Annotated in this window: 21 protein-coding genes and 1 pseudogene; 12 read left to right on the plus strand and 10 right to left on the minus strand. The window is 66.1% G+C overall.

Annotation, left to right across the window (positions count from 1 at the left end):
* Positions 1-413 precede the first annotated feature (413 nt).
* Positions 414-2,135 carry a hypothetical protein gene (locus ACODTA_RS18840; RefSeq protein WP_489067522.1) on the plus strand — a complete coding sequence of 574 codons (1,722 nt, stop codon included), beginning with the start codon at positions 414-416 and terminating at the stop codon, positions 2,133-2,135.
* 851 nt (positions 2,136-2,986) lie between these two features.
* On the opposite strand, the pseudogene ACODTA_RS18845 reads toward ACODTA_RS18840, so the two are convergent.
* The 4 genes and pseudogenes from ACODTA_RS18845 to kaiC form a co-directional block, all read right to left on the minus strand.
* Positions 2,987-3,220: pseudogene (locus ACODTA_RS18845) on the minus strand (Ku protein); the annotation flags it as partial.
* A 707-nt stretch (positions 3,221-3,927) separates the two neighbouring features.
* Entirely contained in the window at positions 3,928-5,388 is a 1,461-nt protein-coding gene (locus tag ACODTA_RS18850) for a sensor histidine kinase (protein WP_489067523.1), read from the minus strand.
* Positions 5,385-5,675, minus strand: a complete 291-nt coding sequence (locus ACODTA_RS18855) for a circadian clock KaiB family protein (protein WP_489067524.1) — start codon at positions 5,673-5,675, stop codon at positions 5,385-5,387. The genes ACODTA_RS18850 and ACODTA_RS18855 overlap by 4 nt, the downstream gene beginning before the upstream one ends.
* Positions 5,676-5,716: 41 nt before the next feature.
* A complete protein-coding gene (kaiC, locus tag ACODTA_RS18860; protein WP_489067525.1) occupies positions 5,717-7,384 on the minus strand; it encodes a circadian clock protein KaiC in 1,668 nt (555 codons plus the stop codon).
* A gap of 372 nt (positions 7,385-7,756) precedes the next feature.
* Between kaiC and cphA the strand changes: the two genes are divergently transcribed.
* The 4 genes from cphA (at position 7,757) to ACODTA_RS18880 (ending at position 13,038) form a co-directional block, all read left to right on the plus strand.
* A complete protein-coding gene (gene cphA / locus ACODTA_RS18865; protein WP_489067526.1) occupies positions 7,757-10,519 on the plus strand; it encodes a cyanophycin synthetase in 2,763 nt (920 codons plus the stop codon).
* Positions 10,512-11,384 carry an isoaspartyl peptidase/L-asparaginase family protein gene (locus ACODTA_RS18870; protein ID WP_489067527.1) on the plus strand — a complete coding sequence of 291 codons (873 nt, stop codon included), beginning with the start codon at positions 10,512-10,514 and terminating at the stop codon, positions 11,382-11,384. Before cphA ends, ACODTA_RS18870 begins: the two co-directional genes overlap by 8 nt.
* The gene (locus ACODTA_RS18875; protein WP_489067528.1) at positions 11,377-12,177 is read left to right on the plus strand and encodes a cyanophycinase; all 801 of its coding nucleotides are present in this window, start codon (positions 11,377-11,379) and stop codon (positions 12,175-12,177) included. Before ACODTA_RS18870 ends, ACODTA_RS18875 begins: the two co-directional genes overlap by 8 nt.
* Before the next feature lie 120 nt (positions 12,178-12,297).
* Positions 12,298-13,038 (plus strand): DUF72 domain-containing protein, encoded by a 741-nt coding sequence (locus tag ACODTA_RS18880; RefSeq protein ID WP_489067529.1) that lies wholly within the window; start codon positions 12,298-12,300, stop codon positions 13,036-13,038.
* On the opposite strand, the gene ACODTA_RS18885 is transcribed toward ACODTA_RS18880, so the two are convergent.
* From ACODTA_RS18885 to ACODTA_RS18895, 3 genes are all read right to left on the minus strand, one after another.
* On the minus strand, positions 13,012-13,305 hold the full coding sequence (locus ACODTA_RS18885; protein ID WP_489067530.1) for a UvrB/UvrC motif-containing protein: 294 nt from the start codon (positions 13,303-13,305) through the stop codon (positions 13,012-13,014). The two genes, ACODTA_RS18880 and ACODTA_RS18885, sit on opposite strands and share 27 nt — an antisense overlap.
* A 152-nt stretch (positions 13,306-13,457) precedes the next feature.
* On the minus strand, positions 13,458-13,940 hold the full coding sequence (locus tag ACODTA_RS18890; RefSeq protein ID WP_489067531.1) for a hypothetical protein: 483 nt from the start codon (positions 13,938-13,940) through the stop codon (positions 13,458-13,460).
* Entirely contained in the window at positions 13,894-14,286 is a 393-nt protein-coding gene (locus ACODTA_RS18895) for a hypothetical protein (RefSeq protein WP_489067532.1), read from the minus strand. Before ACODTA_RS18895 ends, ACODTA_RS18890 begins: the two co-directional genes overlap by 47 nt.
* 149 nt (positions 14,287-14,435) lie before the next feature.
* Between ACODTA_RS18895 and gntA the strand changes: the two genes are divergently transcribed.
* From gntA to ACODTA_RS18910, 3 genes are all read left to right on the plus strand, one after another.
* Positions 14,436-15,158: a guanitoxin biosynthesis heme-dependent pre-guanitoxin N-hydroxylase GntA gene (gene gntA / locus ACODTA_RS18900; protein WP_489067533.1), complete on the plus strand. Its 723-nt coding sequence runs from the start codon at positions 14,436-14,438 to the stop codon at positions 15,156-15,158.
* Positions 15,159-15,322: 164 nt separating this feature from the next.
* Positions 15,323-15,820 (plus strand): YciE/YciF ferroxidase family protein, encoded by a 498-nt coding sequence (locus ACODTA_RS18905; RefSeq protein ID WP_489067534.1) that lies wholly within the window; start codon positions 15,323-15,325, stop codon positions 15,818-15,820.
* Positions 15,821-16,202: 382 nt separating this feature from the next.
* A complete protein-coding gene (locus ACODTA_RS18910) occupies positions 16,203-16,607 on the plus strand; it encodes a hypothetical protein (RefSeq protein ID WP_489067535.1) in 405 nt (134 codons plus the stop codon).
* Between the two features lie 110 nt (positions 16,608-16,717).
* Here the strand turns inward: ACODTA_RS18910 and ACODTA_RS18915 are convergent, their stop codons facing one another.
* Both ACODTA_RS18915 and ACODTA_RS18920 read right to left on the minus strand, forming a co-directional pair.
* Positions 16,718-17,755, minus strand: coding sequence for a sodium:calcium antiporter (locus tag ACODTA_RS18915; RefSeq protein WP_489067536.1), 1,038 nt, complete (start codon positions 17,753-17,755; stop codon positions 16,718-16,720).
* A 326-nt stretch (positions 17,756-18,081) separates the two neighbouring features.
* Positions 18,082-21,072, minus strand: a complete 2,991-nt coding sequence (locus ACODTA_RS18920) for a response regulator (RefSeq protein WP_489067537.1) — start codon at positions 21,070-21,072, stop codon at positions 18,082-18,084.
* A gap of 329 nt (positions 21,073-21,401) precedes the next feature.
* Here ACODTA_RS18920 and ACODTA_RS18925 point away from each other — a divergent pair, with 329 nt between their 5' ends.
* The 4 genes from ACODTA_RS18925 (at position 21,402) to ACODTA_RS18940 (ending at position 23,323) form a co-directional block, all read left to right on the plus strand.
* On the plus strand, positions 21,402-21,557 hold the full coding sequence (locus ACODTA_RS18925) for a hypothetical protein (RefSeq protein ID WP_489067538.1): 156 nt from the start codon (positions 21,402-21,404) through the stop codon (positions 21,555-21,557).
* 188 nt (positions 21,558-21,745) lie between these two features.
* Positions 21,746-21,943: a hypothetical protein gene (locus ACODTA_RS18930; RefSeq protein ID WP_489067539.1), complete on the plus strand. Its 198-nt coding sequence runs from the start codon at positions 21,746-21,748 to the stop codon at positions 21,941-21,943.
* Between the two features lie 220 nt (positions 21,944-22,163).
* The gene (locus ACODTA_RS18935) at positions 22,164-22,346 is read left to right on the plus strand and encodes a hypothetical protein (protein ID WP_489067540.1); all 183 of its coding nucleotides are present in this window, start codon (positions 22,164-22,166) and stop codon (positions 22,344-22,346) included.
* Between the two features lie 224 nt (positions 22,347-22,570).
* The gene (locus tag ACODTA_RS18940) at positions 22,571-23,323 is read left to right on the plus strand and encodes an SDR family oxidoreductase (protein ID WP_489067541.1); all 753 of its coding nucleotides are present in this window, start codon (positions 22,571-22,573) and stop codon (positions 23,321-23,323) included.
* Between the two features lie 205 nt (positions 23,324-23,528).
* On the opposite strand, the gene ACODTA_RS18945 is transcribed toward ACODTA_RS18940, so the two are convergent.
* A complete protein-coding gene (locus ACODTA_RS18945; protein WP_489067542.1) occupies positions 23,529-23,789 on the minus strand; it encodes a hypothetical protein in 261 nt (86 codons plus the stop codon).
* Positions 23,790-23,872: the final 83 nt, after the last annotated feature.

Consider the following 23,872-nt stretch of genomic DNA (forward strand, 5'->3'; position numbering starts at 1 on the left):
GGCGGGGAGAAAAGCCCCGACCCGGGTGAAGGGTCGGGGCCGAGGCCGCAGCCCGCAGGCGCGGCCTCTGGCAAACCTACGAGCGGGAAGGCCGTTGGTTCCGCCAAGCGTTCATGCAAAGAAAATGCCCCGGCCTGAAAGGGCCGGGGCAGGGGTAGATCCGCAGTCAATACGCGCGGAAGCCGCCAAAGGTTTCGACGTCTACGGCGTCATCGGCGCGCCGGCTAACGGGGGCGGCTCCGGCTGGACCGGCGCTGCCGGGATCGGAACGCCATGCGGCTGTCCCGGCAGGGGAGACTTCCGCGAGGCAGGCGGCGGGGAATTCTTGCTCGCATCTGGACAGGCGAGGCGATGGGTTGCTGCACGGCTTTTGTTCCGGCTAAGGAGGCGGCGGTCGCACATGGAGAACTGTTATGTCCGGACGTGCGACCGCCGCCCTGCTCTTCCTGCGCTCGATCCCGCCTTGCGCCATGGCCTGTGCGGGGTGGCTCTTCGCCGCGCTTCTGATTTCCGCCACTCCCGCGGCCGCGCAGAAATGCGATGTCGGCACGGCGAAGAAGCCGTTGTTGGGGGAGATCTATCAGATCCCCGGAGGTTCGCGGTTCCGCGAAGCCTATATCCAGTTCAGCTGCACCAACCGCAACAGGGTGAAGCAGGGACTGGCCGACGAAAAAGGCAAGCTTCTCGTCCCTGCGGTCTATCACCGCGTCATCCCGCTCACCCCGAAACTGGCGGCGGTCGTCAGCATCGACGAGCGTTTGATCGACTTCAATGCGCTGGCTTACCGGATCTATGAATTCGGCAAGGGCGAACGCAAGGAGCCGCTGCCCTGGCAACGCATCTTCACCTATGACTGGGACGGCGTCCGCACCCCCTATGCCTATTGGGACAATGCCCGGCCCAATGAGATCGCGCTGATACTGGAGGATGTCTCCACACCGGTGCGGATACGCAATCTGGGCGGCAAGGGCTGGCCCAAGGACGCCAATATGCTGGAACAGGCGGGCGGGACGCTGATCGCAAATTTCACCGCGGAGGACGGCACGCCGCTCAGCCGCGTGCTCACCATGCGCGGGGAGCCCATTTCGCCCGCGATCGGCGCGATCGAGCGCTGGCAGACGCTTTCTCCGGAACAGACTCGCGAGCTGAACAGGTGGCGGCCGCACGGCCGGTACAATTATCCGGTGCTGAGCATCGATTATATCTCGACGATCCTGACCGGCGATCACGTCGCGCTGCCTTATGGCAAGCTTTATCAGCCAATCGGCCCCAATGGCGATCCTCTGCCGTTGCCGCCGGGCGCGATCGGCGTGTTCCCCTTGAAGGTCGACACCCATTCATGGTCGGGCTCCACCACCCATGGTTGGGCGGTTGTCGAGGAAACCCCGCAGGGCCTGCGCGTCCGGCCTGGACTCGGCACGCTCCAGTCGGTGCTGGCGCGCGTTTCGACGCTGCCGGCCTATAGCGGCATGTCGCGCTACATCGAACGCAGCAACACGCTCGACGCCGACGTCCATGTCGATCTCTTCGCTGCGCGCCCGGCCGGCGACCCGGTCTGGCGCCTGATCGATGGGAAGACCATCAGCGATGCGCCCTATGGCAGGAAGCTGACCTCGACCGGCGGCAATGCGCGCGAGACGATCGCGAACTTCATCGCTGACCGCGAAGCCGCGCGGCGCAACTTTGCCGCCCAGCGCGAACAGGAACGGCTGGTGCTGGCGGCGAAGATGACGAAGGAGTTCGAGGAACGCCATCAATGGCTGCTCTCGTCGGGCAAGATCTGCGAATGGTCGCAAACCAGCGAGCGACGCGGGCCGCAGACGATCAACTATATGCTGGCCAATTGTCCGATCACGTCCGACGCCTTCTTCAACCTGGCGCGCAGCAGCGGGGGAACCGACCTCGCTCTGCTGAACAAGGCCGAATATGCCTATTGGGAGAAGCGCGGGCGATATGCCGTGCCGATCCCGCCCGCGCCCAGGGATATCTATGCCACGCCCAACTGGTCAGCCTGGGGCGATGCCATTGTAAAGTCGGCACGGGAAAGCACCGACACCTTCATTCGCGACCGCAAGCGGGACTATTACAAGAATATGGAGAAGTGGAACACCGGCAAGCAGAACTGGTGTTGCTGAAGCAAGGCGCGATCGCTCCCGGAGCGGGGGGCATGAATGGCCAGTTTCAACGTGAGCGCGGCACGGGCAGGCATCCGCGCAGTCACGGGCCGGGGTCAGATCATCGGGGTCGTGGATCAGATCGAGAGGCTAGAGTTGATTTAGATTAAGACGATTTCCACTTGTTCAATGGTGGTTGGCGTGAACAAATAGGCGCGGTCAGGAGGCGCTTTTGTTCAACTTTCCAGTGCCGTGCAAATCATTTCATCTATCATTTGCTATGGAGATCTTCACCGAGCGCCAGCGTAGAAAGGCGCAGTTTTCGGAGTTCGGGAGATTGTTTGGAGAACCTGCCTGGGATCTGCTGCTCTGCACATTCATCGCAACGGAAAGCGGTACGCGTCTTCCCATGTCGACAGTCGCTGCATGCATTGGTTCTCCTCTCAATACGACCAGTCGCCATGCTGAAACCCTCAAAGCGCTTGGCTTGGTTTCCGCGACACGGGACAGCGTTGATACGCGGCGATCACTCTTATTCATCACGCCCGAAGGTGCTCGCAAAATGCGCGCCTTCTTGGAGAAGAACAGTTCAGCGCGTTGCGACCAAATGCGTGCTCATGCCGACGTTGCACGCCCGCCGACTGGACGATGCTGACGGAGGGACGCGGTCGCATCAACGTGGCTAAGCGGGTCGAATATAGCCTGACGAAAGTCCGTGCGCGACTTGCCGAGGCCGGTACGGGGCAGGATTCGGCTTCATCGGCTTGAATGTTTTGCCAGGCGCCGCAGGAAAGCGCTCCACCATCTTTCCTGCCTGCCGGTCGATAAACGAGCTCAGGGTAATGCGGTGATCGCGAGCGCCGCCGCCTGGCGGGGCTCCGAAGCACGTACTCGCCCTTGGCGTATTCAAAGCCCTTCACGATCTCGTCGACATCCACCGGCCCGATACCGGGAACGACCTTCTCGTATTTGATGCGCTTGCCCGAGGGCTCGTGGATCTGATTGAAAGCGATCGTGGCGCCGCTTTTCGTCGCGGAATAGATTTCGACCGGGATCGAGACGAGCGCCAGTCTGATCTGCCCTCTCCAGTAGGGACGTGCGGCCATGACATTCTCCCATGCGATCCGTCTGATACGTCCGGGCAGCGCCGGCGTTCCATCGACCGGGCGCGGCCAGCCGCGAGCGGCGAGTCCAAGAGTGACGTTCTCGTCGGCCGATTGCTGTCCATCGACCGGAATCATCGCGTGGACTGGCTGGATGCGCGCAAGGCGTCCGACCGCTTTGCGCGCATGCTTCACGAGCATATGGCCGTGGAATGCGAGAACCGGGCCAAGGGTGTGCCGAATGTGGAGGCGCGGCGGTGAGGGGGTTGCCGGACTATGTCGCCGAGACCCGTGAGATGCTGGTGGCTCGTGCGCGAGGCGATGAGCCTCGCCGAGGCTGAACGCCTCCCTAACCGGGCGCGTATCCATTTGGCGGCGGCCGAGACGTGGCGGAAGCTGGCCGCGCGCAAGCAGAGGCGCGAATGCGTGCCTGCCCTCCCGCATGAAGCGCTGGAAGGCGCCGGGGCGCTCTAAGCCGATCAGGTCGGCGCGCGCTCATCCATCCGGGCGCATGTAACGAAACGGCCGGTGCCGATGCCGATCCGGTTCCGGCGTGGGGAACGCGCAAGGCCCCGCCTTTCGGGAATGTGAGTTCCCGACTGACAGCCCACCTGGCCCGCATGGGTTCTGGACGTCATGGCTATATGGCTGGCCGTGGCACGCTCACCGAATGGGTGGCGCGCTGGGATGTCCGCGGAATTGGTCAGGTCTCAGCATTGCAGCGGGATGATCATGCGGCAGGTGACGCCCGACGGCGCGAACTCGACCGTTGCCCCGGCCGCGCCGCCCCGCCTGAAGCTGCGGGCGATCAGCGTCTGGCCGAATCCGTAGGTCGCCGGAGGCACAACGGCGGGACCGCCGCTCTCGGTCCACATGACCTCGCACGAGCCCTCGCCGGGCCGGCAGGACACGCTCACAATGCCATCGTCGCACGAGAGCGCGCCATATTTGACGGCGTTCGTGGTCAGTTCGTGAATGACAAGGCCGAACGCGATCGCGACGTCAGGGGAGACGGTGACGTCGAACTCGTCCATCGCCAGCCGGGGACCCGTGCTCGACACATAGGGCGCAAGCTCCCGCCTGATCATCGCCGCCAGGCCGAGACCCGTCCATGCGGCGTCGGCGAGCAGATTGTGGGTGGCCGCCAGCGCCTGCACCCGGCTGGTGAAGCGATGCCTGAAATCGTCGAGATCCTTTGCTCCGGCGATGGTGCGGCTGCCGATCGAGAGCACCATGGTGAGCAGGTTCTTCACCCGGTGGTCGAGCTCGCGCATGAGCAGCGCCTGGCGCTTCTCGACCGACTTGCGCTCGGTCAGGTCGATGAGGGTGACGACGCTGCCCCCGATCACTTCCCCCGAGAGCCGCAGCGGTGCGACGCTCACCATCAGGTCGCGCGGCGGATCGAGGAAGGGCGCCGTGGCCTCGAGCCCCTTCACTGCGTTGCCATCATTGGCGATCGCAACGAGCTCGTCGGGATGCATGATGCCGCTGCCGATCGGGAATGATAGCGGGAACACATCCTCCAGCCGCTCCCCCACCGGATCCCGGCCGACAAGGCCCGCCGCCGCGGCGCTTGCGTTGATCACCCGGCCGTCGCGATCGCACGCGATCACCGCCTCGTTGGTCGACGCCATGACCGCGCGCGCGATGCGGCTCGATTCCTCCGCCGCCGCGGTGCGCACGCGTTCGGTCACGTCGGTGAAAGAGAGCGCCGATCCGGTGCCGAAGGCGAGGGGCAGGGGCGCGGCGGTCACGACGAAATGGCGCTGGCCGTCCTCGCGCGCCTGCACATACTGGACTTGGCGGCGCCCGTCGCGGGATTGCGCGATCACGTCGCGCACGAGCTGCGCGAGCGACGGCTCGAGATGCGCGAAGAGGCCGTCGCGTTCGAGGACGGCGGCGTCGCGTCCGACGATCAGGCCGAACGCGGCATTGGCGTAGAGGAGCCGGTTCTGGTCATCGAGCGCGATCGCGCCTGTGTCGATGGCCTCCATGATCGCCCGGTAGCTCTCCTCGCCGCCGGCGAGCGCGAACACCGTGTCCACGTCCGCAGCGCGGACCACGACGGCATCGGCGTCGCCATCGCGGATCGCGCGCAACGTCTCCTCGGCCTCGAGCAGGCGTTGCTCGAGGGTCTCGCGAGGCAGCTGCTCGATTGTCTCCGGGTTCATTCCGGACTGCCGAGCTGCAGATGGATCAGCACCTTCTCGGTGTCCGACAGGTCGCCGATGATCTTCTGGATCGGCACCGGCAGCTGGCGAACGAGCGTCGGGATGGCGACGATGTTATGCTCGCGCGCCAGCTTCGGGTTTTCCTTCAGGTCCACGACCTTGACCACATAGCTCTTGTCGAGCCGCTCAGCGCAGATCCGCTCAAGATTGCGGATCGCCGCCAGCGACTTGGGCGTCTGGCCGGCCACGTAGAGCGTAAGTTCGGTCGGCTTGTTCGTCTCGTCCATTGAAAACTCCCAAGGCCTTTCGTTTTCAGGCCCTTCGCACGTCAAGAATGTCGTCCCGCCGCCAGGTCCGCGAGGTCGGCGGCCGCCTGTTTCAGATGATGCGCCTCGGCTGTCCGCATTCGTGCCAGTTCCGCCTCGTCGGCGTCGATTTCGGCCCTGAGCGCCTCGATCGCCGCTTCCGCCTTGCGCCGCCGCTGCTCGACCTGGGTCTCCAGCGCCGAGACCGCCTGCCGCCGCTCGGTCTCCAGCCTGCGCGCCCGCGCCTCCTCGAAGCGCCGCGCCGAACCGGTCAGGGCGCCGTTCTCGCCCAGATAGGGCGTGAGGAGTCGGATTCCCTCATCGCTCATCACGAACTCGCGCACCTGGTTGGAATGCGCCATGCCCCGCGCCTTCAAGAGGTAGAGCTCCCGGTTGAACTCGCCATTGACCTCGCGGTTGAGCAGCAGCAGCCACCCGTCCATCAGCGACGACAGTCCCGCATCGGTCTTTGCGACGCTCTGGTCGTGCGCGAGATGGGTGAAGATGCCGGTGATCCCGTTCGACTTGAGGTAATCGACGATCCGCAGCAGCATCGACTGGACCTCGAGCGCCTCGCCGCTCTCCATGAAGGCGGAGATCGGGTCGAGCACGACGAGCGACGGGCGATACCTTGCGACCTCGCGCAGCATGATCGCGAGATGCATTTCCAGGCTGTAGAAGGTGGGCCGGGCGGCGATGCACTTGAGCAGATCCTGCTCGATCCACGGCGCGACGTCGATGCCGATCGAGCGCATGTTGCGCACGGTCTGGTCCTCCGACTCCTCGAACGAGAAATAGATCGCCCGTTCGCCCCTGCGGCACGCCGCGTCGACGAAGGACATCGCGACCGAGCTCTTTCCCGATCCCGCGACGCCCGAAAGAAGGATGCTCGAGGCGCGGTGAAAGCCGCCGCCCGAAAGCATGGCGTCAAGGTCCGTGATGCCGCTCGCGATCCGCTCGTCATAGACCTTGTGCTCGAGGCCGAGCGAACTCAGCGGCAGCACGCTGAAGCCGTCCTCGCCGATCAGGAACGGATATTCGTTGGTCCCATGGGCGGTGCCGCGATATTTGACGATCCTCAGTCGGCGCGTCGACACCTGGCTGTGGACGCGGTGGTCGAGCAGGATCACGCAGTCGGACACATACTCCTCGAGCCCCTGACGCGTCAGCGTTCCGTCGCCGCGTTCCCCGGTGATGACGGCCGTCAGCCCCTTGTCCTTCAGCCAGTCGAACAGGCGCCGGATCTCGGCACGCAGGATCGCGGGATTCTGGAAGACAGAGAACAGGCTTTCCATCGTGTCGAGGACGATCCGCTTTGCGCCGATCTCGTCGACCGCGAGCTCGAGCCGAAGGAAAAGGCCCTCTAGGTCATAGTCTCCGACCTCCGCGATTTCAGCCGGATCGATCGCGACATGCTCGACGACGATCTTCCCCTCCTCCACCAGGGTATCGAGCGCGAAGCCGAGCGACGCGACATTCTCGATGATATCCTTGGGGCGCTCCTCGAAAGAGACAAAGACGCCTGGCTCGCCGGCGCGTACGCCGTTGACGAGGAAGGTTGCCGCGAAAAGCGTCTTGCCGCACCCGGCCGAGCCGCAGACGAGCGAGGGCCGGCCCCGGGGGAGTCCGCCCAGCGTGATGTCGTCGAACCCCTCGATGCCGGTCGCCGCCTTGTCGATGCCTGCTGTCATGATGTCCTGAAAGATATGTTTGCGTCTGCGCGCCGGACCGGGACGTGGCGCCGGGCGTCGTTTCGTTAGCGGAAGCGCACGACGCCTTGGCTAATCTGGATCAATCGGGGCGAATTTGGAGGTGTGAAGAAGCGCGCGCCACCTTGACTTGGCCATGGCCGGGCGTGCGAGGCCGCGGGCGATGACGCTAGAGAACTCAGTCGGCGATGCGTCGTTTGTCGGCGGCCCATTTCCGGCGCGGGGAGCCGCCGCCCGCCACTGATCGAGATTAGGATGATTTTGGGCCGAGCGCGTGCAGCCACGGGACACATGGACGCGTTGTGATCCGCAATGCCTGCCGAGGGATCCATGCTCGAAGAATCTTGCCTGTCCATGTCGAACGATGGCCCGGTCCCCGGCCCCTTGGGCGATATCCGCGCCGCCCGGCCCCTATCCATCCTGGAGCGGGCCGTCTATCGCGGGCCCAACCGGTTCAGCCGCCTGCCGATGGTCCGCATCCGCGTCGATCTGGGCGCGCTCGAGGATCGTCCGACCGATACGCTGCCCGGCTTCGCGTCTCGGCTTCTCGCCGCATTGCCGGGGCTGGCGGACCATCATTGCAGCAAGGGCCATCCCGGCGGGCTGGTCGAGCGCATGGCGCGTGGAACCTGGCTCGGCCATGTCGCCGAGCATGTGGCGATCGAGCTGCAATGCCTCGCCGGCGCGCGCGTAAAGCGAGGAAAGACCCGCTCGGTCGCAGGATGTCCCGGCGTCTACGACATTCTTTTCGAATATCGCGACGAAACCGCCGCTCTCCTCGCCGGCCTCCACGCATTGCGCGTCGTGACCGGGCTGCTCCCGCTCGAGATCGCCACGCTGACCGGCGCGGCCGTCCTTCCGCCGAGCCGCCTCGGCCCCGACGCGCCGATCATGGCGATGGTGACGGAGATCCGGGATGCGCTGGCGAAGTCAGCCTTCGGGCCCAGTACCCAGGCGATCGTCGATGCCGCCCGCCGGCGCGGCATCCCCGTGCTGCGCCTCGACGAGCGCAGTCTTGTCCAGCTCGGCCATGGCAGCGCGCAGCAGCGCATCCGCGCGAGCATCACGGGACGCACGTCACATGTCGCGGTCGAACTCGCCGGCGACAAGCACGCGACGCGCAAGCTCCTGCGTGATGCGGGACTTCCCGCACCAAAGGGGGCCGTCTGCCGGGGGCTTGACGACGTCCGCCGCGAAGCGGTGCGGCTGGCGATGCCGCTCGTCGTCAAGCCGCTCGACGCCAATCATGGGCGCGGCGTCACCTTGAACATCATCCATCCCGACATTCTGCCTGGCGCGGTCGCGGCGGCGCGGGCGCATTCGGCGAGAGTCATTGTCGAGGAACAGCTTCGCGGCGACGACCACCGGCTGCTGGTCGTCGGCGGCAAGCTGGTCGCGGCGGCTCGGCGGGTGCCTGCATCGGTTAGGGGCGACGGGACGAGCGACATCGCGACGCTGATCGCGCGCGAGAACGAGAATCCGCTTCGCGGCGCGGGGCATGAGACGATGTTGACGCGCCTTACCCTTGACAACGCGGCGCAGCAGGTGCTCGCACGCCAGGGGTTGACCCCCGCCTCGGTGCCCCGCGCCGGCGATCATGTCCGGCTCCGCGACACCGCCAATCTGTCGACCGGCGGCAGCGCCGAGGATTGCACCGAGCGTGTCCATCCCGAGAATCGTTTCATCGCCGAGCAGGCCGCCGCGATCCTGGGGCTCGACGTCGCTGGTATCGACATGCTCGCGCCCGACATCGCACGCTCGGTCCGCGAATCGGGCGGGGGCATCGTGGAGGTGAATGCCGCGCCCGGTCTGCGGATGCATCTTTCGCCGAGCCACGGTGCACCGCACGACGTCGCCGCGCCCATCCTCGACCTCCTTTTTCCGCGGCCACAGGACGGCCGGATCCCCATCGTGGCGGTCACCGGCACCAACGGAAAATCGACGACGGCGCGCATGGTCGCGAGGATCCTCAAGGCCGCCGGCAAGCGCGTGGGCCTGACGACGACGAGCGGCGTCTATGTCGACGACCACCTGGTCAGGGCCGCAGACGCCAGCGGACCCAAAAGCGCGCGCATGGTGCTCGCCAACCCGGTGGTCGACGCGGCCGTCCTCGAAACCGCGCGCGGCGGGATCCTGAGGGAGGGGCTCGGCTTTGACCGCTGTGATGTCGGCTGCGTGCTCAACGTCACCGAGGATCATCTCGGCATCAAGGGCATCAATACCGTCGATGACCTCGCGGACGTCAAGTCGGTCGTCGTCGAGGCCGTCAGGCGGCGGGGATACAGCGTCCTCAATGCCGATGATGAGATGACCCGGCGCATGGCGCGCCGTGCGCGGGGACGGCTATGCTGGTTCGCCATGTCGGGCAGGGGCGAACTTGTCGACGCGCATGTGCGCGACGGCGGCATGGCGGTCGTTCGCGAACATGAGAATGGGCGCGACCATGTCATTCTCTATCGTGACGGCGCCCGGCACGTCGTCATTGATCCGCGCGAGATTCCTGCGACCCAGGACGGCGCCGCCGCCTTCAATATCGAGAATGCGCTTGCCGCAGCCGCGATGACGGCGGCGCTCGGGGTCGAGCCCGCGACCATCGCCGAAGGCCTCGCTTCCTTCGCCGCCACCTTTGCCGAGAATCCCGGGCGACTGAACGTCATCGACGTGCATGGCATCACCGTGATCGTCGACTATGCCCATAATCCGGCGGCGGTCACCGCGCTCAGCCGTTATCTCGCCACGTTGCGCAAGCCCGGACGGCGCATCATCGGAACCTTCAGCGTCCCTGGCGACCGGCGCGACGAGGATCTCGTCGGGATGGGCAGGCTTGCCGCCTCGATATTCGACGAACTTGTCTTTCGCGAGACGCCCGACGGGCGCGGGCGCCCGCGCGGCGAGATCAACGCGCTGATGTCGCAAGGTGCGCTTGCCGGCGGCATGCGGTCGGAATGCGTCCACCGCATCGTCGAGGAAGGCGAAGCGACGCTCTTCAGCCTGGCGCTTGCCTCACCGGGCGACGTGGTGGTGCTGAGCCCGACCCAGGTCAATCTCGTATGGGATCTGGTGAACAGCTTCGAGCCCGAATGGGCAGCAGCGGGCGGGGACCGGCCCCATGGCTGAGGGGGGCTGGTCCATCATCGTGCACGGCGGCGCCCGCACCATTCCCGCTCACCGGCAGGCGGCGAACCGCAGCGGATGCAGAGCTGCCGCCGGGATCGGTGCCGCCGTCCTCCGCGCAGGCGGAAGCGCCCTCGACGCGGCCGAACAGGCTGTCCGGACGCTCGAGGACGACCCGACCTTCAATGCGGGCAGCGGCTCGGTCGCCACCGCGACCGGCGAGGTGGAGATGGACGCGGCGATCATGGACGGCGCGACGCTCGCGGTCGGCGCGGTGGCCGCCCTCGGCCATGTCCGCAATCCCGTAAGCGTCGCCCGCCTGCTCCTGCCGGAGCACACCGTTCTGCTCGTCGGCGAGGGCGCGCGCGCCTTTGCCCGCGCGCGGGGCGTCCCGTTCGAGGACGTGCCGGCCGCGGTGGAACCGGAGCGCCAACATGACACGGTGGGTTGTGTCGCGCGGGACCGCAGCGGCGCGCTCGCGGTCGCGACCTCGACCGGCGGCGTGCCGGGCCAAAGGTTCGGCCGGGTCGGCGACGCACCGGTACCCGGCTGCGGGTTCTACGCCGACAACGCGGCGGGCGGGGTCGCGATATCGGGTGACGGCGAAAGCATATTGCGCGTTCTTCTTGCGTCGCGCGCCATCGACGCGCTTTCGGCAGGAACCCCGGCAGCTGCCGCGGCTTCCGCGCTGCGGCATCTGGAGCGCGTCGGCGGTGAAGCTGGCATCATCATGCTCGATGCTAATGGTCGTTTCGGGATCGCCCACAACAGCAAGCACTTCGCGGTCGCGCTGGCCTCGAACCAGCTGTCCGGCACGGTCTCGGGGATTCATTATTCGGACTTCGAAGGACATCTGCCGCATGGCTGACATATCAGGCCCGATCATCATCATCGGCGGGCACGAGGACAAGGACGAGGATCGGCTGATCCTGAAGGAGATCGCCTCGCGCGTGGGCGACGGCAAGCTCGTGATCGCGACTGTGGCCAGCCATCAGCCGGATGGGTATTTCGCGGCCTATCAAAAGGCGTTCTCCGCGCTCGGGGTCGACAATCTCGTCGAACTATATGTGAACGAACGTGACGAGACCCATTCGGACGAGATCCGCCAGCTCTTGTCGGACGCCGCCGGCCTTTTCTTCACGGGTGGCGACCAGCTGCGCATTTCGAGCCAGATCGGAGACACGCCGATCGAGGAGATGGTCCGCGACATCCACCGCCGCGGCGGCGTGATCGCCGGCACCTCGGCCGGGGCTTCGGTCATGAGCGAAACCATGGTCGTCCGCGGATCCAGCGCTGAGTCGCACCGTATCGGCGACCTCAACATGGCGTCCGGCCTGGGCCTCGTTCCCGATGTGATCATCGACCAGCATTTCGCCGAGCGCGGCCGGATCGGTCGGCTTCTGGGCGCGGTGGCGCAAAATCCCCGCATCCTCGGGATCGGGATCGACGAGGATACTGCCATTGTCGTGGAAAAGGACCGGTGCCGCGTCATCGGGTCGGGCGCCGTGTACATCGTCGACGGGGAAGGCGTGACGCACTCCAACATCGCGGAGGCGCGGCGCGAGGAGGCGCTGTCGATGTTCGGCGTGCGGCTCCATGTCCTCGCGGCGGGGGACGCGTTTGATCTGGCCGGTCGCCGGCCCACCGTCGACAATGCCTGAGCGCGGGCGAGGCGCTGGAAGACCGTCGATCCGCAACCGTTGGCGCGGTGGTGCGTCTCGAATGCGACGTGCCCTAGGGCCGCCCGAGGCGATGATAGATCGATTCGGAGGCGGGTAGCGATGACACCGATCATCGGCACTGCCGGGTGGTCCATCCCGCGCACCGACGCCGAGTGTTTTCCACAGGTGGGCAGCTCGCTGGAGCGCTATGCGGCGCGGTTGGGAGGCGTGGAGGTCAATTCATCCTTCTACCGGTCGCACCGGGCGTCCACTTGGGCCCGCTGGGCCGCGAGCGTTCCCGAGGGCTTCCGCTTCTCGGTCAAGATCCCGCGCGTGATCAGCCATGAGCGCGGGCTTGCGGGATGTGGCGACGCGCTGTCGGCGTTTCTCGCCGGCGTGCTCGCGCTCGGGAAGAAGCTTGACGTCCTGCTGCTCCAGCTCCCGCCGCGGTTCGAATATGACGAGGCCGTGCTGGTCGATTTCGTCGCGAGACTCCGCGCTTGCTGCGCGGCCGGACTGGTCTGCGAGCCTCGCCATGCGAGTTGGTTTGCCGAGAATGTCGACGACAGCCTCGAGCGGCTGGGCGTCGCCCGCGCCGCCGCCGATCCCGCATTGGTGCCTCGGGCCGGACGGCCGGGCGGGTGGCGGGGGATCAGCTACTGGCGTCTGCACGGATCGCCGCGGATGTATCGCTCTCGATATGATGAGGCGTGGCTGGCCGCCCTTTCAGCGCGGATCGCCGCAGCGTCCGGGAAAAGCTGGTGCGTCTTCGACAACACCGCCGCAAGCGCGGCTACGGGCAACGCATTGTGGCTCCAGGCCCGGCTGAAGACATCAGCCCTTGCGGCGTCCGCGCTTTGAGCTGTTGGTCAGGAGATCGGGTTTCGGGGGTGGTTTCCATCCATTGGGGGGCGTCACGCGGTGCTGGCTGGTGCCCAGACCCATTTGTCCGGGTTGCTGCCGGACAAGGCCGGATGTATCCGCGTCGCGCGCGTCTTCAGGACTTGCCCCACCCCGGATAAGCGCCAATTGATCGCGGAGCCGTCGTGCTTCTTCGTAGTCGAGCGCTTCTGCCGCGGCCGCCATGCGATGGTGCAGGGCCTCGATCTCGTTGCAACGCTCGCTCAATGCCGTCCGCTCCGTTCGAGGTGGCCGTCCGGCTGCCGGGCGGCGCTGTCCGCGTTCGCCGCCTTCCGATTTCGGATCACACTCGTCATCGATGGTTCCCGGCCCTCGCCTCGGCTCGCGCAACGCTCCCATGGCGATCGTGCACGACCTGATCACTCACGCTCAGGGATTTCGACATCCTCGGGAAAGTGGGGCGGCGCATCGCGCTCCGCCGCCTCGATCGCGCTGGCGGCCTCATGCGCCTGCCGGGTCCGCTCGATGAGGAGGCTGAGCTGCTCCTCGCCAATGCCCCGCCGTTCGACTTCCGCACGCAGGCTCTGGCCGATCTCGCCCAGAAGGTCCGGGTCGGTTTCGAGCTCGCTGAAATAGAATTGCGCCAGGCCCGGATCGCCGAGCTTCGTGACGTCCATCGTCCGCAGCGTCGCCTCCTCGTCCGCGGTGGCGACCGCCTCGCCGCAGGTCGCCGCCCATTCGATGAGAAGGTCCAGATGATAGGCGGAAAAGCCCGAGGCGGTGTCGATCAGGTCGCCCGGATCGAACCCTTCCCGGTACGCGCGGGCCGCCGTGATCGCATCGTCGAGCGACATGTCAGGCCCCGCTTCCGCCAGGGGCGGTCGGCCGGCTTTTTCCTTCATCGGAACCCGGGTTCCATTCGGAAGGCGGCACCGCGCCGCTCGGGCGATCCAGCGTATCGCTCGGGCGCCGGGCATCGCCGGGCGCCTGGTGTTGGGCAGACAGATTGTCCGCGACCGCCGGCTCCGGCGCCGGTCGAGGCCGGGGCACGGGGGCAGGCTCGGCGGGCGCCTCCCGGGCCTTGTCCGAAGCGTCCTCCTCTTCGTAAAGCCGTCTTGTGGCCTCTTCGCTCCGCCGGCGCTCGGCACGGGTCTGGCGATTGTTGAAAAGCACCCAGAGCAGGATCACACCGAAGAGGACCGGTCCTCCAACGATGACGACACCCCAGGCCGTCTCAGGCATATCCATCGTCGATCTCCTTCGCGATGGAATCGATCCGGCATCCCGAAAGTTCCCGGCAGCACCGGCTTGCGGTGCGATAAAAGAGCCTGAATACAAATCGTTATAACATCGATCAATCGACGAAACTTTGCTCCCGCCTTGTCGGTTTCGGCGGCATGCTCACACCGGTCGATGACAGCAGCCATCCGCTTGCACAGCAGTTCTTCGCGTTCATTAGGGATCCGGCGTTTCCCTGCGTCGGCGCGAAGTCCGCGCTGGGCAAGGGACAGATGCGGGTCGTGGTCGGGCGGGACATGCGGTCCGCCTGGGACGACCTGCGCATCTATCCGAATCTGCTGGATCTCGCTTCCAGCTACCGCAGCGAGCCCCGGCTGTTCCAGTCGCTGGCCGTGTTGTTCGAGGAGGATGCCCGGCTGGACGAGGCGGGGTTCGAGAGCGTGCTCTGGGACCGCATCCAGTCGCTGACCGACAAGGACGACTGGCTGGGTCAACGACCGGATCCGCGGGTCAGCGATGATCCCGATGATCCGCATTTCTCGCTGAGTTTCGGCGGGGAAGCGTTCTTCGTCGTCGGTCTGCACCCACGCGCGAGCCGCCCGGCACGCCGCTTCGCGCGTCCCGCCATCATCTTCAACCTGCATGACCAGTTCGAGACGTTGCGGTTGTCGGGCATCTACGAGAAGATGCGCGAGACCATCATCGAGCGCGATGTGAAGTTGGCGGGTACGCCCAATCCCATGCTCGCACGGCACGGCACGATCTCGGAGGCCCGGCAATATTCGGGACGCGCGGTCGGTGCTGAATGGACCTGCCCGTTCGCGCGGCGCGAGCGACGGATGACCGATGATGCCGCGTCCCGATGTGACCTCGCACCATGAAAGGCGCTGTCTATCCGCAAGGTCCGACGCGCGCCCGCCAAGGCGGCGATTGCGCGTTTCCCGGACGGCCAACGCCCTTAAGCTGTGCCTGACCTGCCGGGGAGCCGGCCGGCCGTCATGGCCGGGTACAGGATCGCACCCATGATCGTCGAGGAGTGAGCACGATGAGTGAAGCATCGAGCGCGAAGGCCCTGCTGCTGACCGCGGTGCAGGATCTTCATGACGGCGAAAAGGCTATGGTGGAGCGGCTCCCCGCACTGCGGGATCACGTCAGCGACGCAGTGTTGCGAGACTGTCTCGACGCCGATCAGGCCCGTAGCCGGGCCCAGGCCGGTCGCCTTGCCGCGATCGCGGGGCGGCTGGACGGCGAGCCATGCGGGGCACCCAATATCTGGCTTCGCGCCATTCTTGACGATGCGGGACGCGACACGAAAACGATCGCCGCCGGGCCGCTTCTCGATATCGCGTTGATTGGAGCAATCCGGAAAGCCAAGCAGGCCGAACGCGTCAGCTACGAAACCGCCATCGCGGTTGCGGAAGCGCTCTTGCGTGAAAGCGACGCACAGGCGCTTCAGCGGTCGCACGATGAGGAAAGCCGGGCTGACGCCGAACTGGAGCGGCTGCTATACCGTGTCGCCGGCACGCTGGACCGGGTCGATTGAACGTGGCGGGCTGCGTTCGCAAGCCGCGCAACGTTCGCTCCGACATGAGGATGGCGGCCGGTTCGGGTCCCTCCTTCGCAACACCGGACGCCGCCGAAGCTCGGCCCTGTACCTTGCTCATGCGGAGTGGTCGTGGCGGGATGCAGGCGGGTATGAGCCACGATCCGCTGCCCTCGCGCGCGGGGCGCTCCTGGCGGCGCGGGGGCGGGGGCGCGGGCCGGCTTGCCGCCGCTGCCATCGGACTTCCGCTTTGAAGAAAGCCGAGAGCACGATCACCGTGCCGCCATGGACAAGGAGTCGGGCCCTGCAATGGCGTTGCAATGTCGTGGCCGCATGCTAGCCTTGATCAGCGGGAATGCTCCGGACAAGGGGTGATCGTGGCATGGGAGAGACACGCAAAGCTGTGGATGAACGGGATCCGCTTCTTCGCCGGGCGATCGAGATCTACCACGCGAGGCAGGATCGCGCGCGGGTCTTCGATACGCACCGTGATCTGTTCGGCGAACCGGCCTGGGATATTCTTCTCGAAGTCTACATCGCGCAGGAACACCGGCGTCCGATTTGCCTTTCCGATGCCTCGCTCGCGGCGGGCGTTCCGCTCTCGACCGCGCAGCGCTGGGTCAAGCAGTTGCTTGCCAGAGGACTGCTCCGGCGCGAGGGCGACCGTCGTGACGCGCGGCGGACCCTGATCTCGCTCAGCGAAAAGGCCTTGAGCATCATGCGCGAATATCTCGAGAAATTTGAGCGCAGGCCGCGCATCAGTGAGGGCTTTCGCAATCGTCGCTGAGGCGGTCGCCGTGAGGAGGTGACAGGCTTACGCTCAGGTCGCGCACAGGGCGCTTGGCCGATCGCGCCGCAGGCCGGCGAAATGCGTCGCCAGGCGAGGGACCGGCAGGCTCACCGTTCGGCCGCGCGCTGGTCCGAACTCTCCGTGACCGGTGCCGGAATCCTGCTGAGACCCGCCACGCCGAGCGCGAAGACCGCGAATACAGCTGCGGAATCGATGCCCATCCTGAAGATGGTCTGGTCCCGTCGCTCGAGAAGCCCGACCATGAAGATCCCGATGAGGAGCGCACCGAGCAACGCCGACAAGGTCTCGAAAGCACCGAGCGTGTTGATGACGGGTTCCCCCGCGAAGATCAGGTCACTCAGGGGCAGGAGCGCAAGGTTGATGAAGTTGGTGCCCAGCACCTGGCCGAACGCCATTTCAGGTCGTTTGAGCTTGAGCGCGACCAGCACCGTCACCAGTTCCGGAAGCGACGTCGCGGTCCCGATCAGTGCGAAACCCACGATGGCGCTCGTCAGCCCCAGTTGCCGCGCCAGCCCGTCGCCGACCTGCGAAAGCGCGTATCCCGCCGCGAAAAGCAGCAGGCCATGAAAGAGCACGCGCATCCAGAGAGCGGTCATCGAGGACTCGGAATCCGGCTGGTGCACCTTGCTCTCCGCGCGGTCCGGGTCATCGTCGACCGACCACGGCGATCGCTCGTCGTGCCCGCTCGCGATCCAGAAGAAGGCGAGGCTCGCCAGTCCGATTATCAGGCTGCCGAGACCGAGCGGACCGATGGCGATGTCGCCGAGGGTGACCGCGCCGGCGATGAGGATGAGGATGATCATTCCGAGCGCCCCCATCATCATCGTCGATGGCTGCGCCACGATCGAGGTGACGGCGCGACGTCCGACCATGGCGTCGGCGGTCGCCAGCAGAACGATGTTGATTGCGGCGGACCCGAGCAGGTTGTTGATCGCGAGCGAAGGATTGCCGGACGCCGAAGCCGTGCTGACATTGGCGAGTTCAGGCAGCGAGGTGATGCCGCCCAGCAGCAGCATGCCGACATAAACGTGACCGAGCCTCGTCCTGTGGCCGATCAGGTCGAGCGCTTTCGTGAGGCGTGCCCCGGCGAACCAGATTACCCCCGCCGCCGCGAGGAAGATCAATAGGTTTATCCAGATCGGGTAGGTTGCTGCATCGGATAACGGCATGAATCTCCAACGGGCCTGCCCCGCGCGCGTTTCCGTTCCGCAAGAGCCGACGGCAATGCCCAAGCGTTTGCGCGACAGCCAGCCTGCGCGCGCGGCTCTCTCGGGGGCGGACCTGCCTGTCTCCCGAAGGGTTCATGGTGCGGCTCCTCCGGACTAGATGGTAGCGAAGATGCCGCCCGTCCGTTCCCCGACAACTGGGCGACAGACGGTCGAGGCATCCCGCTTTGTCGCCGTGGCGGCGCGGGCGCGCACCGTGGCGAATTTCTTCGGGCCCAGACCGGCTAGTCGTCCTGATCTGTCCTGACGATGCCGAGGGAGCGGAGCGTGTCGTGGAGCGTCTCGACCTTGTAGGGCTTGGCGATCACGGCGACGTGACGGTCCTCGCCGAATTGCCGCATCACCTCCTCCGGACTTCGTGTCGAGGCGAGCACGATCGGCAGGTCCGCGAAAAGCGCCCTGAGTTCGCGCGACAGGCTCGTGGTGCCTCGGTCGGTGGCCTCGTCATCGAGAATCACGGCCTCGTAGCGGCCTTGCGCGGCGCGCGCCTTGCCGAGCGCTTCGCTCGCGGTCGCCGCTTCCTCGACCCGCATTCCCTTGGCTTCCAGCGCTTCCGAGATCAGTGTCCGGACCATCGCCTCGCCGCCTATGATCAATATCCGGCCTGTGACGGTCTCGACCATGTCCCGCACCTTGCGCGCGAGCGCATCGAAGGTGAAGGGCTTGCCGATCATCTCGACGCCGGGGTCGAGTCGTCCGCCGTGGACGATCGCGTTGCGCGTGTATCCCGACGTATAGAGCACGCGCAGGTCGGGCTGCAGCTTTCTCGCTTCCTCGGCAAGCTCCCGGCCGCTCAGGCCGGGCATCACGACATCCGTGAACAGCAGCGCGACCGGCGTCTCCTGGCGTTCCAGCAATCGCAGCGCCGATGCGCCGTCATGGGCTTCGATGACGCGATACCCGAGCTCCCGCAGGCACTCGACGGTATAGGCCCGCACGTCATCATCATCCTCCACCACAAGCACCGTCTCCTGATGGGCGCTCTGCTCGAACCCGCGCAGGGATTCCGCGCTGTCGTCGGTTTCTTCCGCAAGATCGCTGAAGAAGCGCGGCAGGTAGATCTTCACGGTCGTGCCTTCACCCGCCTCGGAATAGATCTTGATGTGCCCGCCGGACTGTTTCACGAAACCGTAGATCATGGACAGGCCCAGGCCGGTTCCCTTCCCCACCTCCTTGGTGGTGAAGAAGGGCTCGAAGGCGCGCTGGACGACCTCGCGCGGCATGCCGCTTCCCGAATCGGTGACGGCGATCATCACATATTGACCCGGCGGAACCTCGGCCTGCGCGGCGGCATAATCCTCATCCAGCCTGACATTGGCGGTCTCGATCGTGAGCTGGCCGCCCTCGGGCATCGCGTCGCGCGCATTGACGGCGAGGTTGAGGATCGCACTCTCGAGCTGGTTCGGGTCGACCTCAACGCGCCACAAGCCGGGCGACGTCACGACTTCGAGGCGCACCAGCTCTCCCAGCGATCGCTGCAGCAGTTCCGACATGCCGGTCACGAGCCGGTCGGCGTCGACGGACCTGGGCGCAAGAGGCTGTCGGCGCGAAAAGGCGAGGAGGCGTTGGGTGAGCGACGCGGCGCGCTCGGCGCCTTTCATGGCATTTGCGAGCGAACGCCGTACACGCGCGTCCTCGATCTCCGCCGCATTCAGCGCGCGCTGGGCCATGTCGATGTTGCCGGTGACGATCGTCAGCAAATTGTTGAAATCATGCGCGATGCCGCCAGTAAGCTGGCCGACCGCCTCCATCTTCTGCGCCTGGCGCAGCGCTTCCTCGGCCTCGCTGCGGCGGGCGATCTCCGCACTGACCTTCTCCTCCAGCCGATCGTTGAGCTCGCGGAGCCGGGCCTCGTCGTGCTTGCGCGCGGTGATATCGAGCGCAGTGCCGATGAAGCGCACGGCGCGGCCCTCGGCGAACAGGCCTCGACCGGTCGCCGCCAGCCAGCGCTCGACGCCGTCTTGCAGCCCGACCGTGCGATACTCGATCTGGTATCCGCCCGAACCGCCAGGCTCGAGCGCCGCGGCGATCGCCGCCTCCACGCGTTCCCGATCGTCGGCATGCAAGCCTGCGAGGAAGGAGGCTTCGTAGCTGATCTCGCTGTCGGGACGAAGACCGAACAATGCCTTGCACTTCGCGTCCCAGCGCAACGCGCCCGTCATCGGATCGAAATCCCAGGTGCCGATGTCGGCCGCATCGGCTGCCAGCCTTAGCCGGCCCTCGCTGGCCGCGAGCTCGGCCTCGGCGGCCTGTCGCTGCGAAAGCTCCCGCTCGATCTCCCGCATAAGCCGGACATTGTCGATCGCGACCGCTGCCTCGGCGGCGAGACCGGCGAGGCCCCGTTCGGATTGGGGGGTGAAGACGCCGACCTGATCATGACCGAAGAAGAGCCCGCCGATCACGTCGCCTTCTCGCGAGATCACCGGGACCGCGAGATAGCTGCGCACCGGCAGATGCCCTTCCGGCATGCCCTTGTGTGGCGCGTTCCTACCGTATCTCGGATCCGCCGTGATATCGTCCGAGCGGACGATTCCCTCGCCATTGAAGGTCGGCGCGAAGATCGCCGTGTTGCGCGGCATCGGGAATCGGGCGAACGCCTCCCGCGGCGCTCCCGAGAGCGTGTAAAGCGTGTAGCTCTCGCCGGCGTCGTCCTCGACATTGTAGAAAAACGCGCCGAAGGCCGCGCCCGTGAGCTTGACGCCGGCGTCCGTGACGATCTGGACGAGTTTGTGGAGATCGGTTTCGGCCGCGAGCGCGGAACCGGCATGGTTGAGTATTTCGAGCGCACGGCGTTCTTCCAGCAGCGCATTCTCGGCCTGGCGATGAGTGGAGCGATCGCGCAGGATCTTGGTGAAGCCCACCAGCTGCCGCCCCTCCGCATAGATCGGGGTCATTTCCCCCGTCGCCCAGAACGGGGTGCCGTCCTTGCGTACGCGCCATCCCTCGGCCCCGCCGCCGCGTCCCGATGCGCGGGCGTCCGCCATTTCCGTCTCGAGAGCCTCGACGCCGTCACTGCCGGGGAAGAGCCGCTCGAGCGTGTGCCCGAGCATGTCCGCCTCGTCCCAGCCGAGTATCCTTCGCGCGCCGTCGCTCCAGGTCGTGACCCTGCCCTTGACATCGATGGTGATGATTGCGGTGTCGATCGCGCTGTCGACGATCTGCCGCCATTCGGCCGCCGTGATCGAGTGCCTTCCTCCGCCGTCCCCTGCGATCATGCTGCTCCCCAATCGTTCTAAGCGCGGTTAACGCCCATGACCCGCCCCGGTTTCACGGGATCATCATTCGTTTCTCCTCGTGACCGGAATCCGAACGGTTGGATGTGCATGTACCATCTGCCGGCGGCGTCGCGGGAAGGCCGGATATCCCTTTCCCCGCTCGGCCATGGATAGCGGCGACGGGTGTCCAGGACGGGCGGATGCCGCGAACGGGCCAGGATGCCGCCCTGAACTAACCTAGATGAATGAGCGCCGCCATGATCCCTCATACAAGGCACGCGCCATAGCCGGGGGGCGCCGGAATGGAGACGAGCATGTTGCAAGACGACATGAGATATTTTGAGAGGCGGGCGCGTGAGGAACGTGAGCGCGCCGAGGCCGCGAGCGACCCCTGCGCCTATCTGGCGCATCGGCGCTTCGCCGCCGAATATGAGCGGCGGGCCGCCGCGGCTGCAACCATCAAGCCGCGGGTGGCGGCGGGATGAGTCTTGCAGCACCCGTTCGAGAAACCCGCGAGGAACTGATCAGAAGAGCAAGAGAGGCGATGCGGCGGGCCGAGCTCGAGACGATTCCGAACCGCGCGCGCATTCATGTCCAGGCGGCCGAGACCTGGCTCAAACTGGCGGCGCGAAAGCCGAGGCCCACGGATTGCCGACAGGGGTAGGATCGCGCGATGACGCCCGAACTCGAGCGCTGGTCATTGGCCGTCAGGTTGCTGGAAGTCCATGGCGACAGGATCGGAGACCTTGTCGAGGCGCGGGCCCGTCATTTTCGGACAATTCGCGATCAGCGAGGCCTCGATTTCTGGGAGGACATCACCGAGAAGCTGATCCGGCTGATGGGACCTGAAGCTGGCTCCAGGCCGCATTGATCCTCCCGGTCGGGTATCGCGGTGGGCGATTCCTTCATGGCCGAGGCGGCGGCGGAGATCCGGATAGCCTGGAGGTTCGGATGCCTCAACCAACGATCCGTGTGCACGCGGATCGCGCCTGCCCTGGCTCACGCGGTGAGCCAGGGCTTTTTGTCGCCGATCGACATGCGAACTAACCCATGTTTTTGAAAATTCCGCCGTCAGGCAGCATGGTTCCCGCATGGCAAGCGACAAAGCCGATGCCCTGCGAGTTCGTGCCGTCCAGGCCTGGGTGCGTGCGAAGCGCGCCAGGCTTGCAGCCTTCGCGGCGAAAACAAGGCTGCAGGCCCGGCGCGAGCAGACGCGCGGGCTCATCGACAAGAGCAATGCGCTCGCCGCGCAACGCTGTCTGTCCCGGGATTAGATGCCCTTTGCGGACAGGTCGGCCTCCGGAGATCGGTCGCTCGGCCCCTGAGCCCCCGGCGCTTCGTGGCGTCGGGGTTTTTTTGCGAGCGACCGCCGGTCTGTTTCGCGCCACGACGCGGATCCACGAGGCCGTGCCGGAACGGGCCTCCAGCGCGGCGCTGTCGCCCGGAGCGGCGCGGGCGCGTCAGCGCCGGCTTGACCCGGTTCCATCAATTGCGAAGAATGGCCGCCATGCCGAACATGATCATAACCGGCGGCGCGCGGGGAATTGGTCGCGCCACCGCTGTATTGGCGGCGTCGCGAGGCTGGTCGGTTGGCATAAATTATGCGTCGAACGCGACGGCGGCGCGCGATACCGCAAGCGAGGTGGAACGTCTGGGCGCCCGGGCCGTGACGCTCCCCGGTGACGTGGCGGAGGAGGCGGCCGTCCTGTCGATCTTCGACACGGCGACAGCCGAGCTCGGTGACATCGACGCGGTGGTTGTCAATGCAGGCATCGTGGCGCCGTCAATGCCCTTGGCGCAGATGAGTGCGGAGCGCATCCGCACTATGCTGATGGTCAACAGCTTCGGCGCTCTGCTCTGCGCACGCGAAGCGGTGCGTCGGATGAGCCGGGACACCGGCGGGAAGGGGGGCTCGATCATATTCGTGTCCTCGATCGCGGCCAGGCTGGGATCACCGTCCGAATATGTCGACTATGCGGCCTCCAAGGGCGCGCTCGATGCGTTGACGATTGGACTGTCCAAGGAAGTCGGTCCCGCCGGGATCCGCGTGAACGCTGTGAGGCCGGGTCTCATCGCGACGGACATCCATGCAAGTGGGGGGCGGCCGGATCGGGCGCATGAGCTCGGCGCCCTGACCCCGCTCGGCCGCGCCGGCAATGCCGACGAGGTGGCGGGCGCCATCCTCTGGTTGCTGAGCGCGGAGGCGGGCTATACGACGGGAGCGTTCATCGACATTGCTGGGGGCAGATAGGTGCCAAGGTCCTGAACTCATGAAGGCATGCTTTCGGCAGGCGGGCTGAATAGCCGGCTACGAACGGTTGGCTGCCGCTGGAGCGGCCGGGGGGCAGAGTTTCCGAGAGTTTGCGTCCAGGCCATGTAAGGCCTCGTTGGGCGTGAGTCCGGCTCAATCGCCGGCCGGCGCTTCCACACCCGTGAGACCGTTCGAGGACTGGGTGCTATCCTTGAGGCGTTTCCTCGTATTTGCCGTCATCGCGCCCGACTGGAATGACGCGGATCGCGCCGATCGATCCCCAGGGGAGGCATTCCGCGATCTGGTCGCCCTCCTCCTGTGTGGCGAAGCAGACGCCTTGGGGATCGATCGAGAGCAGCACGCCACGCTTCCACACCGCGTCGCCTTCCGCCTTGCTCAAATAGCGGACGGTGATGCGCCCATCGCGGGTGCGCGCGAGGCGTCTTCCAAGATATGCGATCATCATTCCGCCCGCATGGATGTTTGGCGACCCAATCCGCGATACGGGCCGGTGTTTCCGTTTGTGCTGCGGCGCACAAAATATGTCGA

The sequence above is a fragment of the Sphingomonas sp. FG14 genome, assembly GCF_057809675.1.

What these genes read in the sequence shown, in the direction of transcription:
- ACODTA_RS18840 (WP_489067522.1), top strand. Translation starts at nt 414, where the DNA reads ATGTCCGGACGTGCGACCGCCGCCCTGCTCTTCCTGCGCTCGATCCCG.
- ACODTA_RS18850 (WP_489067523.1), bottom strand. Translation starts at nt 5,388, where the DNA reads ATGAACCCGGAGACAATCGAGCAGCTGCCTCGCGAGACCCTCGAGCAA.
- ACODTA_RS18855 (WP_489067524.1), bottom strand. Translation starts at nt 5,675, where the DNA reads ATGGACGAGACGAACAAGCCGACCGAACTTACGCTCTACGTGGCCGGC.
- kaiC (WP_489067525.1), bottom strand. Translation starts at nt 7,384, where the DNA reads ATGACAGCAGGCATCGACAAGGCGGCGACCGGCATCGAGGGGTTCGAC.
- cphA (WP_489067526.1), top strand. Translation starts at nt 7,757, where the DNA reads ATGTCGAACGATGGCCCGGTCCCCGGCCCCTTGGGCGATATCCGCGCC.
- ACODTA_RS18870 (WP_489067527.1), top strand. Translation starts at nt 10,512, where the DNA reads ATGGCTGAGGGGGGCTGGTCCATCATCGTGCACGGCGGCGCCCGCACC.
- ACODTA_RS18875 (WP_489067528.1), top strand. Translation starts at nt 11,377, where the DNA reads ATGGCTGACATATCAGGCCCGATCATCATCATCGGCGGGCACGAGGAC.
- ACODTA_RS18880 (WP_489067529.1), top strand. Translation starts at nt 12,298, where the DNA reads ATGACACCGATCATCGGCACTGCCGGGTGGTCCATCCCGCGCACCGAC.
- ACODTA_RS18890 (WP_489067531.1), bottom strand. Translation starts at nt 13,940, where the DNA reads ATGAAGGAAAAAGCCGGCCGACCGCCCCTGGCGGAAGCGGGGCCTGAC.
- ACODTA_RS18895 (WP_489067532.1), bottom strand. Translation starts at nt 14,286, where the DNA reads ATGGATATGCCTGAGACGGCCTGGGGTGTCGTCATCGTTGGAGGACCG.
- gntA (WP_489067533.1), top strand. Translation starts at nt 14,436, where the DNA reads ATGCTCACACCGGTCGATGACAGCAGCCATCCGCTTGCACAGCAGTTC.
- ACODTA_RS18905 (WP_489067534.1), top strand. Translation starts at nt 15,323, where the DNA reads ATGAGTGAAGCATCGAGCGCGAAGGCCCTGCTGCTGACCGCGGTGCAG.
- ACODTA_RS18910 (WP_489067535.1), top strand. Translation starts at nt 16,203, where the DNA reads ATGGGAGAGACACGCAAAGCTGTGGATGAACGGGATCCGCTTCTTCGC.
- ACODTA_RS18920 (WP_489067537.1), bottom strand. Translation starts at nt 21,072, where the DNA reads ATGATCGCAGGGGACGGCGGAGGAAGGCACTCGATCACGGCGGCCGAA.
- ACODTA_RS18925 (WP_489067538.1), top strand. Translation starts at nt 21,402, where the DNA reads ATGAGATATTTTGAGAGGCGGGCGCGTGAGGAACGTGAGCGCGCCGAG.
- ACODTA_RS18930 (WP_489067539.1), top strand. Translation starts at nt 21,746, where the DNA reads ATGACGCCCGAACTCGAGCGCTGGTCATTGGCCGTCAGGTTGCTGGAA.
- ACODTA_RS18935 (WP_489067540.1), top strand. Translation starts at nt 22,164, where the DNA reads ATGGCAAGCGACAAAGCCGATGCCCTGCGAGTTCGTGCCGTCCAGGCC.
- ACODTA_RS18940 (WP_489067541.1), top strand. Translation starts at nt 22,571, where the DNA reads ATGGCCGCCATGCCGAACATGATCATAACCGGCGGCGCGCGGGGAATT.
- ACODTA_RS18945 (WP_489067542.1), bottom strand. Translation starts at nt 23,789, where the DNA reads ATGATGATCGCATATCTTGGAAGACGCCTCGCGCGCACCCGCGATGGG.